Source organism: Brevundimonas sp., from assembly GCF_046299535.1.
Lineage (GTDB): Bacteria > Pseudomonadota > Alphaproteobacteria > Caulobacterales > Caulobacteraceae > Brevundimonas.
Window position 1 is genome coordinate 207762 of sequence record NZ_JBKBIB010000002.1, and the last position, 9948, is coordinate 217709.

Below are 9948 nucleotides of genomic sequence, written 5' to 3' on the forward strand. Positions count from 1 at the left end.
ATGTTGTGCAAGTATGAAGTTAGAAAAAATAACTAAGCAGTCCGGGCGTGTTTATAACGACGCCTGCGGCACCGCCCACGGGCTCGAGCTGATCGGAGAGCGCTGGGCGCTGCTGGTGGTGCGCGAACTGATGCTGGGGCCCAAGCGGTTCGGGGATCTCAAGGCGGATTTGATGGGCATCAGCGCCAATGTGCTGACCCAGCGGCTGGAGCGGCTGGAGGCTGTCGGCATCGTCACGCGCCGGAAGTTGCCGCCGCCGGCCTCTGTGCAGGTCTATGACCTGACCGACTGGGGCCGCGAGGCCGAGCCGATCATCATGACCCTCGGGCGCTGGGCGGCGCGGTCGCCCGGCCACGACCCGACCCTGCCGCTGAGCGGAGTGTCCATGATGCTGTCGCTCAGGACCATGATCGACAGTGAAAAGGCAGGGGATTTGCGGCTGGACGCCGGCTTCCTGTTCGGCGACGAGACCTATCGCGCGCAACTGGCGGACGGGGAGCTGGTGGTTGCTCGGGGCGAGGTGGAGGGCGCCGACTTCGCCATCACCGCCGCGCCCGAGATGACTGCGGCGGCGGTGTATGGGGATCAGCCCCTTACGGCGATGGAGGCGGCGGGCGCGCTGACGGTTACCGGCGACAAGGCCCTGGCCCAGCGATTCATCGATCTGTACGCCCTGCCGCCCAAGGCTGCGCTTCAGGTCAGGGACTCATGATTTACGCAGGCGACCTGCCGAAAAGCAGCCGCCCCAAATCGCCGCAAAGGGTGGAAAGCGGACCTTCGATCTGCGACCTTCGCTCCATGGCAAAGCTATCCGCAACATTGTTCGTTCTGGCGGTCGCAGCGTGGGCACCCAACACCGTCACGCCCGAGATCGTTGATGCCGCCGAGGCTTCGCTCCAGACGTCTGCCAACCTGGCTCCGATCAGTCTGTGCTCGGCCTATGCTGACAGAATGTCATTTGGCGGAAGGACCATCGCTGTCGAAGGAGTCTACGAGTCGGACGAACTGCACAGCGGCTTCACCTCGCCCAGTTGCGCCAATGTCGGCTTTGGTGTCCGGACCGGGGCCATGTCACCGGGACGGCGAGAGGCATTGGACGAGTATTTGAGCAGCGTTCGAAACGGTCGTCGTGGCGGTTGGGTAGCCTACCCGATCATTTTCATCGGGGACCTTAGACCGGCGGGCGAGTTCGGCGGATGGGAGCTATGGGTGACGGACTTCTCTGTTCCATGAAGATGCCTTTCCGCCCACCATTGCGGAAAGTGGCACAGGCATGAAATGTCAGGGCGGTGCGCCTGTCAGAGTTTGAAAGCGGAATTCTGTAACGTCCGCTTCGGGTCGTGAGCCCCCTAGGCTTTATGCCTGGCAGCGGACCCTCGGCATCGGCGATCCTGGAAGTGCCCCTCAGGCCTACGCTCTCTCCAACACCTCACGCCGCAGGGGCGTGGCGGCGGCGGCCAGGGCGTCGTCGTCGCCCTCGTGCTCGATCAGGGCGGTGATGCGCCGGCCCATGCTCAGCAGCCAGGCCGGACGCTGGTCGGTCAGTCCTTGCGCGATGGCGGGATCGTCGCCCGACCACGCCAGCAGGGCGGCGATGGCGTCCGCCGCCTGATCCACGGGGTTGGGGTCCGCATCGATCCGCCCGGCGCCGCCCGCCCACTGCACGGCCTGGACGATCTGGTCGCGGAAGCGCGGGTCGCTCCAGGTGGATGGGGTGTGACCAAGGTTGGTGTAGAACAGCCGCCCATGGCCGATCTGGCGCACCCAGGTCACCGGCACGGCCCACGGTCGCTTTGTGGGCGTCCCGGCGAAATCCAGGCTCTGCAAGACCCGGACCCGGGTCGGGTCGAAGCCCTGATACTGGTAGATCTCTTCGCGGTAGTTGAAGACCTCGGGCCACATGTCCACGGTCGGATGGCCACCGTGCTTGCGGATGCTGACGGCGTCGCCCTGATTCCACGGATGGCCCGCAAAATCGCCGCCGACCATGCCGACCCAGGCCTCGCGCCCGCCAGGAAAGTCCATCCCCGTGTCGGCGGCGCTGTGCAGACCCACGAACCCGCCCCGGCCCGAAGCGAGCCACGCCTGAACGGCCTGCCAGGATTGCCGCGAAATGGGCAGGGCGCCGGTGGTGTAGACCACCAGCACGTCCAGCTCGGCCAGCAGGGCGGAGGTGATCTCGGACGCGTCCTGGGTCGCACGGGTGGTGAAGGCGCCGGACGCGCGGCCGATCTGGGTCATGGCCAGCTCCGACATGGCCAGACCGCCGTCGTCGGGCCGGGCCACCGTATCGTGCAGCCATCCGACCGACTGGCTGAGATACAGCACGCGCTGGGCCCGGCGGGGCCGGGCATGGGCGATGGAGGGCGCGGCCAGGGCGGCGGCGCCGACGCCCAGCAGCGCCTGACGGCGATGGATCATGGTTTCCTCCCGCGAACGGCAGGAGTCTAGCGGCGGGGGAGGGCGGGTTAAACCGTCTTGTCCAGCAGGGTCCCGATCATCTCGACGGCGGTGCGGATGACCACGGCGTTGGACTTGAACGCATGCTCGGCCGTGATCCGCTCCACGGTGTCTTCGGCAAGGTTGTCCAGCGGCGCGACGGCGGTGCGGCGCGCGGAGGCGTCGAAACGTTCGGCGGCGGCTGTCATTCCGGCGGCGGCGATGGACAGGGCCTGCATGGCGGTCTCCTCTTACCCCGCCACAGTGACGCGACGGCGTAACCGGACCGTTCAGGAACAGGGTGAATCCATAAGTGAACGCAATACCGCCGCTATTCGTGTATAGTGCCCGCTTTCCAACGCCCGGCCCGGTGCACAACCGGCCGGGCGCGGTCGTTTCCACGGCCGCCCAAGTCCAGATCAGGTTCCCAATGCCCTTTCCCGCCATTCACCCCGCGCTCGATCGCGCGCTCGTCCAGCGCGGTTACGCCGAACCCACCGCCGTACAGGACGCCGTTCTGGAAGCGGGGCTGACCGAGGCCGACCTGCTGGTCTCGGCCCAGACCGGCTCGGGCAAGACGGTGGCGTTCGGTTTGGCGGCGGCCCCGACCCTGCTGGGCGAGGCGGAGCGCTTCGGCCAGACCCGCGCCCCGCTGGCGCTGGTGATCGCGCCGACGCGCGAACTGGCCATGCAGGTGGCCACCGAGCTGACCTGGCTCTACGCCGACACCGGCGCGCGCATCGCCACCAGCGTGGGCGGCATGGACGCGCGTCAGGAAGCCCGCGCCCTGAACGTCGGCGCCCACATCGTGGTGGGCACGCCCGGCCGTCTGAAGGACCACATCGACCGTCGCAATCTGGACCTGTCGGCCCTGAAGGTCGTGGTGCTGGATGAAGCCGACGAGATGCTGGACATGGGCTTCCGCGAGGACCTTGAATACATCCTGGAGCAGGCGCCCGCAGAGCGCCGCACCCTGATGTTCTCGGCCACCATCGCCCGCGAAATCGCCACCATGGCCAAGCGCTATCAGCGGGACGCGGTGCGCATCGACACCACCAACCGCAGCCAGCCGCACGGCGACATCGAATACCGCGCCATGCGCATCGCGCCGAACCAGATCGAGCACGCGGTGGTCAATGTGCTGCGCTTCTTCGAGGCGCCCGGCGCCCTGGTGTTCTGTTCGACCCGCGAGGCGGTCAAGCATCTGCAGGCGGCCCTGCGCGAGCGCGGCTTCTCCTCGGTCGGCCTGTCGGGAGAGTTGAGCCAGCGCGAGCGCACCGATGCGCTGCAGGCCCTGCGCAGCGGTCAGGCCCGCGTGTGCGTGGCCACCGACGTGGCGGCGCGCGGCCTGGACCTGCCCGATCTGGGGCTGGTGATCCATGCCGAACTGCCGGTCAACAAGGCGACCCTGCTTCACCGTTCGGGCCGCACCGGGCGCGCGGGCAAGAAGGGCGTCTCCGTCCTGCTGGTCCCCTCCACCCGCCGCCGCAAGGCCGAGATGCTGCTGGGCTCAGCCGGGCTGGAAGCCACCTGGAGCGCCGCGCCGGGCATCGACGAGATTCTGGCCCGGGATGAAGAGCGCCTGCTGGCCACCCCGATTTTCGACCAGACCGTGACCGACGAGGACTTCGCCCTGGCCAGGAAGTTTGCCGCCGAGCGCACGCCGGAAGAACTGGCGTGCGCGCTCGTTCGTCTGATGCGCAAGGAAATGCCGGCGCCCGAGGATCTGGTGGACCCGGGCGAGGGGCCGCGCGGACGGCGTGAGCCCGGCGCGGCGCCGAACGCCTCCGCCTGGCCCACCGACCGGCTGCAGCCCGACGAGGTGACCTGGTTCCGCGCCGACATCGGCCGCCAGAAGAACGCCGACCCCAAATGGCTGATCCCGCTGATCTGCCGTCTGGGCGGAATCACCAAGAAGGACATCGGTTCGATCCGCGTGTTCCCCGACGAGACCCGGTTCGAGATTTCCCTGGCGGCCCAGGCCGGGTTCCTCGCCTCGGTGAAGGCGGCCAAGGGCGCCGAGGTGGCGATCACCCCGTCCGAGGCCCCGAACCAGGGCTATGGCGGACCGCGCCCCAAGAAGCCGTTCAAGCGCCGCGACGACGACAACGCCCAGAACCGCCCCGCGCCCTACCGCCCCGAACGGACGGCCTCGGCGCCGCCGCGGGCGGAAGGCGATGCTCGCCCGTTCGAGCGCAAGCCCTACAAGGGCAAGCCCAAGCCCGGCTTCAAACCCGGCGCCAAGCCCGGAAAGCCGGCGTTCAAGAAGAAGCACCGGTCAGAGTAGGCTCAGCGATACCCTTCTCCCCTTGCGGGAGAAGGGAGATGTCTGGCGACACCGCCTCCGACTTGCAGTGAGGCCGGGGCCGTCGCAAGCTTGGGGCCGGAGGACGCCATGACCCAGCCCGCAGCGGCCGAACGCTATCCGTCGTTCGAAGCCTTCTATCCGTATTACATCCACGAGCATTCCAACCGCACCTGCCGCCGCATCCATGTGGTGGGGACAGGGCTGGTGTTCGGGGCGTTGGCGCTGGCCATCGTGACCCTGAACCCGTGGTGGCTGCTGGCCATGCCGCTGATCGGCTACGGCTTTGCGTGGGTGGGGCATTTCTTCTTCGAGAAGAACCGGCCCGCCACCTTCAAATACCCCCTGTGGAGCCTGATGGGCGACTTCCGCCTGTTCTTCGAGACGGTCAGCGGGAAGCGGAAGTTCTGAAACCAAAAGAGGCGGCGCCGAAGCGCCGCCTCTGATCAGTCTCGCGGTGACCCGGCGATCACTCGTGATCCTTGCCCGCCGTCTTCTCGCCTCGCGCCAGGGCGAAGACCACGGCGGACAGGGCGGCGATGGCGATCAGGTTGGGCAGGGCCATGGCCGCGTTGGCGATGTCGCCGAAGCGCCAGACGAACTCGATCTCCTGCACCGCGCCGACCATGATCATGACCACCCACAGCAGACGCCAAGGAATGGCGACCTTCGTTCCGAACAGATGCGTCGCCGCCCGCTCGCCGTAGTAGCTCCAGGTCAGCAGGGTCGTGAACACGAACATGATCAGCACGACCGAGGCCACGAAGCCGCCGATGGTGGTGGAGCCGAACAGCAGGTGCGGGAACACCGCCGAATAGGCCGCCAGGGTCATCTCGAACCCGCGCAGGTCCGAGTTCCAGACGTGCTCAACCGTGCCGTCGCCGGCGGGGAAGGCGCCTTGCACCGTCAGCAGGACCAGGGCGGTCATGGTGCAGATGATGATGGTGTCGATAAAGGTGCCCATCATGGCGAAACGGCCCTGACGCGCGGGATCGTCGGTGCGCGCCACGGCGTGGGCCATGGGAGTCGAGCCCTGACCGGCCTCGTTGGAGAACAGGCCGCGCGCCACGCCCGCCCGGATCGCCATCATGACCCCGGCGCCGAGGAAGCCGCCGGTGGCGGCGGTGCCGGTGAAGGCGCTGCCGAAAATCAGGGCAAAGGAGGCCGGCAGGTCCTCGATATTCAGGATCAGGGCCAGCAGGGCCATCAGCAGATAGGCGATGGCCATGAACGGCACGACCTTTTCCGCCACTCGTCCGATGGACTTGATGCCGCCGATGATGACCACGAATACGATCAGGGCGACGATGACGCCCGCGCCCCATGACGGGATCGGCGCCAGGTTGGTGATCGACGAGGCGATGGAGTTCGCCTGGATCATGTTGCCGGTCGCGATCGCCGAGAACAGGGTGCCGAGACAGAACAGGACGGCCAGCCAGGTCCACTTCTTGCCAAGGCCCATCATGATGTAGCTCATGGGACCACCGCGATAGGCGCCGTCAGGGCCGACAGAGCGATAGCGGATGGCGAGGGAGCCCTCGGCGAAAGCCAGGGCCATGCCGAACAGGGCCGTGATCCACATCCAGAACAGGGCGCCGGGGCCGCCGAGGGTCAGGGCCGTGGCCACGCCCGCCAGATTGCCCGTTCCCACCTGACCCGACAGGGCGGTGGACAGGGCCGCGAAGGGCGAGATCTCGCCCTTGCCCGACTTCTCTTTCTTGAACAGGCCGGCGAAGGCCTCGCCCAGCTTCAGGATCGGATAGAAACGAAGGCCGATCATGATCCAGGCGCCGACGCCCAGCAGCACGATGACCATTGGCGGGAAGGGAATCAGCGCCTCGCCGTTCCACAACCCGGCCCAGATGAAATCGCTGACGTTGGTCACGGCCTCATAGAAGGCCTCGATGCCCTGCGGCGCCGGTGTCGTCATATCGGATAATCCCCCAACGCCCGCACTCACGGGCCGTTACTCGGGGTTACTTAGACGGTAAACGGACGACGTGACCAGCCCCCGGATTACTCCGCCGGAGGACAGCCGTCGAACGAGCCTGCGTCCACCACCGTCAGGGTCGCCAGGTTCAGCGGCATGACCGGCGCCATCGAGCCGCGGCCGTGGCCGGTGTAGAGATCGATCTTGGCGCCCTTGATGGCCCCGCCGGTGTCGGATGCGTACCAGAAGCCGTCGTGGGTGCGGCCATCGCCCAGGGGCAGGCCGACCGTTTCGCGGATGTACAGGCGGGTGCGGCGCGGCACCACGCGGGGATCCACCGCCACGGTACGCATGGCCACCGGCGGGCAACCCAGGGAATCCCTCCCCGTCGCGCCGCCCCCGCCCGCATGATACAGCCGGGCCGACAGCCGCCAGTCTGGCTCGGCTTCGTGCAGCGACGCTTCCAGCAGCGCCTGCGCCTCCGCCTCAGCCTGTTCCTCTGCGACGATGTGCGTGTAGGCCACGGGGCCTTCCGGCGCGGGGTCGGCCTGGGCCGGATCCACAAACAACATCATCAGGGCGGCCATGGCGGCGGCGATGGTCAGCATGAATTCGGACTCGGGTGGCGCCGGCCCCCGTGATCGCCGGCGGGGGCTGAATGACGCACTCTCCGGGCGAAAAAGTGGCGAGGCGGTAGAGCCTGTCCGCCCGATCCGTTAAGTCGCATCCATCATCATCGGAGTCGCCCCATGAAACGCACCCTGATCGCCCTCGCTGCGGTGGCCCTGATCGCCGCGCCCGCCGCCGATGTGGGCGCCTGGGGCGCTACCGGGCACCGGCTGATCGCGGTGGCGGCCATGCGGGCGCTGCCGGACGAGATTCCCGCCTTCCTGCGCACCACGGAGGCCGCGACCGAGGTGGGCGAACTGGCCCGCGAGCCGGACCGCTGGAAGGGCGGACCGCGCACCCACGCGCGGGAGCGGGACACGGCGCATTTCATTGATTTCGACGACAACGGTTACGTGCTGACGCCCCAGGGGCCGCACATCGACGCCATGCCCGAGCTGCGCAGCGAATATGAAGCCCGGCTGACGCAGGCGGGGCTCAGCGTCGACACGGCCGGCTGGCTCTACTACGCCCTCATCGACGGCTGGCAGCAACTGGTGCGCGACTTCGCCTACTGGCGCGTGCTGAACGCCGCCGAGGCCCGCGAGACCGATCCGGCCAGGCGCGCGTGGTACGCCGAGGACCGCCGTCGGCGCGAGGGCCTTCTCATCCGCGATCTGGGCGTCTGGTCCCACTATGTGGGGGACGCCAGCCAGCCGTTGCACACCTCGATTCATTACAACGGCTGGGACCGCGACACCCCCAATCCGGAAGGTTTCACCCGTTCCCGGCAGACCCACGGCCTGTTCGAGGGCGCGTATGTGCGGCGGGTTGCGCGGCTGGACACCGTGGAGGCCGCCATGCCGGACGCCGATCTGGGAGACGCGGCCATCGACCGGCGAACCGCCCGCTATCTCGGCCAGAGCCTTGTCCAGGTGACGCCCTTCTACCGGCTGGAGCGCGACGGCGCCTTTAACGAGGGCGACGCCCGCGGCGCCGCCTTTGCGGTGGAACGGCTGGGGGCCGGGGCGGGCGAACTGCGCGACCTGATCGTAATGGCCTGGCGCGAGAGCGCCAACGCCCGCGTGGGCTGGCCGGCCGTGGCGGTTGCAGAGGTGGAGGCCGGAACCGCCGATCCCTGGGACGCCATGATCGGGACGGACTGAACCCTTTGTCTCCGTCGTCCGAAGACTGGCTCAGGCGGGCCGTCGACCATCAGAACGCCGGGCGGCTGGAGGAGGCGACGGCGGCGTTCGAGGCCTTGCTGGCGCTGCAGCCCGGCCTGCCCGACGTGTGGTTCGATCTGGGACGATTGCGCCGGCGGATCGGCCGTCCGGAAGCGGCGCTTCAGGCCTATGACCAGGCGCTGAAACAGGACGTGCGCGGACCCGAGGAGGCGCGTCTGAACCGGGCGGTCATCCTTTCGGAGGACTTGCACCGGCCGGATGAGGCCGAGATCGAACTGCAGGCCGCCCTCACACTGAATCCCCGTTTCGCGGCCGCCTGGCTGAATCTGGGCAATCTGCATGAGGATCGGGGCCGGCGCGATCCGGCCCGCGCGGCCTATGAACAGGCCCTGGCGCTGGAGCCCGGCAATGTTCTGGCGCTGGCGCGACTGGCGGGCGTCGCGCGGGCCTCGGGGCCTGACGATTCGCTGATCGCCCGGCTGCGTGCGGCTCTGAAGGTCATCGGCTCAGGGACGCCGGACGAGCGTATGGCGCGGGCGGACCTTGGCTTCGCCCTCGGGCGGATGCTGGACGAGGCGAAAGCCTTCGACGAGGCCTTCGCGGTCTATGCACAGGCCAACCGTGACAGCCGCCTGATTTCCGGCCCGCCCGGAGCCCGCTATGACCGGGGGGCGCAGGAGGCTGTGGTGGACGGGCTCATCGCGGCGTTTCCAAACGCAACGAGCGGCGGCGAGGGCGAAGAAGCGCCCATCTTCATCTGCGGAATGTTCCGCTCCGGTTCGACCCTGACCGAACAGATACTCGCCGCCCACAGCCGGGTCACGCCGGGAGGCGAGCTTGAGCTTTTGCCCGCTCTTGTCAGCCGTGAACTGCAACCGTGGCCGCACAGCCTGAAGGACCTGGATGGCCAGCGCATCGCGTTCCTGCGTGCGGCCTATCTGGACGGCCTGCATACTCGCCTGCCGGGCGCCGATGTGGTCACAGACAAGCGGCCGGATAATTTCCTGCACGTGGGCCTGATCAAGACCCTGTTCCCCCGGGCGCGCATCATCCACACCCGCCGCGATCCGCTCGACAACTGCCTGTCGTGCTGGTTCCTGCACCTGGGCCACGCCATGCCATGGGCGTTGGATCTGGAGGACGCGGCCCACTGGCTGATCCAGCAGGAGCGGCTGATGGATCACTGGAAATCCTTGTGGCCGGACGACATCTACACCCTCGACTACGACGCCCTGGTGGCCGAGCCCGAGGAGAAGGTGCGCGGCTTGCTGAATTTCTGCGGTCTGGACTGGGAGGATGGCTGCCTGTCATTCCACGCCCTGGACAACGCTGTGCGGACAGCCAGTGTGTGGCAGGTGCGCGAGCCGCTCTATCGCCGGGCCTCGGGCCGCTGGCGCAACTACGAACCCCATCTGGGGTCGCTGAAGGCGGCCCTGGGCCGGGCCTGACTTTCGCCGACGCGCCCGGCGCTGTAGGGGAGC

Annotated in this window: 10 protein-coding genes; 6 read left to right on the forward strand and 4 right to left on the reverse strand. The window is 68.0% G+C overall.

The window, feature by feature from the left end; translation table 11 throughout:
* The first annotated feature begins 13 nt into the window (after positions 1-13).
* Positions 14-712, forward strand: coding sequence for a winged helix-turn-helix transcriptional regulator (locus tag ACK4FB_RS02530; protein ID WP_409747505.1), 699 nt, complete (start codon positions 14-16; stop codon positions 710-712).
* Positions 709-1233, forward strand: a complete 525-nt coding sequence (locus tag ACK4FB_RS02535) for a hypothetical protein (protein WP_409747507.1) — start codon at positions 709-711, stop codon at positions 1231-1233. Before ACK4FB_RS02530 ends, ACK4FB_RS02535 begins: the two co-directional genes overlap by 4 nt.
* A 177-nt stretch (positions 1234-1410) precedes the next feature.
* Here the strand turns inward: ACK4FB_RS02535 and ACK4FB_RS02540 are convergent, their stop codons facing one another.
* Both ACK4FB_RS02540 and ACK4FB_RS02545 read right to left on the reverse strand, forming a co-directional pair.
* Positions 1411-2421 carry a ThuA domain-containing protein gene (locus tag ACK4FB_RS02540; RefSeq protein WP_409747509.1) on the reverse strand — a complete coding sequence of 337 codons (1011 nt, stop codon included), beginning with the start codon at positions 2419-2421 and terminating at the stop codon, positions 1411-1413.
* Between the two features lie 47 nt (positions 2422-2468).
* Entirely contained in the window at positions 2469-2678 is a 210-nt protein-coding gene (locus tag ACK4FB_RS02545) for a flagellar hook protein FlgE (RefSeq protein ID WP_409747511.1), read from the reverse strand.
* 191 nt (positions 2679-2869) lie between these two features.
* Here ACK4FB_RS02545 and ACK4FB_RS02550 point away from each other — a divergent pair, with 191 nt between their 5' ends.
* Both ACK4FB_RS02550 and ACK4FB_RS02555 read left to right on the forward strand, forming a co-directional pair.
* Positions 2870-4726, forward strand: coding sequence for a DEAD/DEAH box helicase (locus ACK4FB_RS02550; protein ID WP_409747513.1), 1857 nt, complete (start codon positions 2870-2872; stop codon positions 4724-4726).
* Positions 4727-4834: 108 nt separating this feature from the next.
* The gene (locus tag ACK4FB_RS02555) at positions 4835-5155 is read left to right on the forward strand and encodes an Mpo1-like protein (RefSeq protein ID WP_045319004.1); all 321 of its coding nucleotides are present in this window, start codon (positions 4835-4837) and stop codon (positions 5153-5155) included.
* Positions 5156-5213: 58 nt separating this feature from the next.
* On the opposite strand, the gene ACK4FB_RS02560 is transcribed toward ACK4FB_RS02555, so the two are convergent.
* Together ACK4FB_RS02560 and ACK4FB_RS02565 are read right to left on the reverse strand one after the other, a co-directional pair.
* Positions 5214-6674: an alanine/glycine:cation symporter family protein gene (locus ACK4FB_RS02560; RefSeq protein ID WP_409747515.1), complete on the reverse strand. Its 1461-nt coding sequence runs from the start codon at positions 6672-6674 to the stop codon at positions 5214-5216.
* Positions 6675-6760: 86 nt separating this feature from the next.
* Positions 6761-7282, reverse strand: a complete 522-nt coding sequence (locus tag ACK4FB_RS02565) for a 3D domain-containing protein (RefSeq protein WP_409747516.1) — start codon at positions 7280-7282, stop codon at positions 6761-6763.
* Positions 7283-7423: 141 nt separating this feature from the next.
* Here ACK4FB_RS02565 and ACK4FB_RS02570 point away from each other — a divergent pair, with 141 nt between their 5' ends.
* A complete protein-coding gene (locus ACK4FB_RS02570) occupies positions 7424-8446 on the forward strand; it encodes a S1/P1 Nuclease (protein WP_409747518.1) in 1023 nt (340 codons plus the stop codon).
* 5 nt (positions 8447-8451) lie between these two features.
* Positions 8452-9915 (forward strand): tetratricopeptide repeat-containing sulfotransferase family protein, encoded by a 1464-nt coding sequence (locus ACK4FB_RS02575; RefSeq protein WP_409747520.1) that lies wholly within the window; start codon positions 8452-8454, stop codon positions 9913-9915.
* Positions 9916-9948 lie beyond the last annotated feature (33 nt).

What these genes read in the sequence shown, in the direction of transcription:
- ACK4FB_RS02530 (WP_409747505.1), top strand. Translation starts at nt 14, where the DNA reads ATGAAGTTAGAAAAAATAACTAAGCAGTCCGGGCGTGTTTATAACGAC.
- ACK4FB_RS02535 (WP_409747507.1), top strand. Translation starts at nt 709, where the DNA reads ATGATTTACGCAGGCGACCTGCCGAAAAGCAGCCGCCCCAAATCGCCG.
- ACK4FB_RS02540 (WP_409747509.1), bottom strand. Translation starts at nt 2,421, where the DNA reads ATGATCCATCGCCGTCAGGCGCTGCTGGGCGTCGGCGCCGCCGCCCTG.
- ACK4FB_RS02545 (WP_409747511.1), bottom strand. Translation starts at nt 2,678, where the DNA reads ATGCAGGCCCTGTCCATCGCCGCCGCCGGAATGACAGCCGCCGCCGAA.
- ACK4FB_RS02550 (WP_409747513.1), top strand. Translation starts at nt 2,870, where the DNA reads ATGCCCTTTCCCGCCATTCACCCCGCGCTCGATCGCGCGCTCGTCCAG.
- ACK4FB_RS02555 (WP_045319004.1), top strand. Translation starts at nt 4,835, where the DNA reads ATGACCCAGCCCGCAGCGGCCGAACGCTATCCGTCGTTCGAAGCCTTC.
- ACK4FB_RS02560 (WP_409747515.1), bottom strand. Translation starts at nt 6,674, where the DNA reads ATGACGACACCGGCGCCGCAGGGCATCGAGGCCTTCTATGAGGCCGTG.
- ACK4FB_RS02565 (WP_409747516.1), bottom strand. Translation starts at nt 7,282, where the DNA reads ATGCTGACCATCGCCGCCGCCATGGCCGCCCTGATGATGTTGTTTGTG.
- ACK4FB_RS02570 (WP_409747518.1), top strand. Translation starts at nt 7,424, where the DNA reads ATGAAACGCACCCTGATCGCCCTCGCTGCGGTGGCCCTGATCGCCGCG.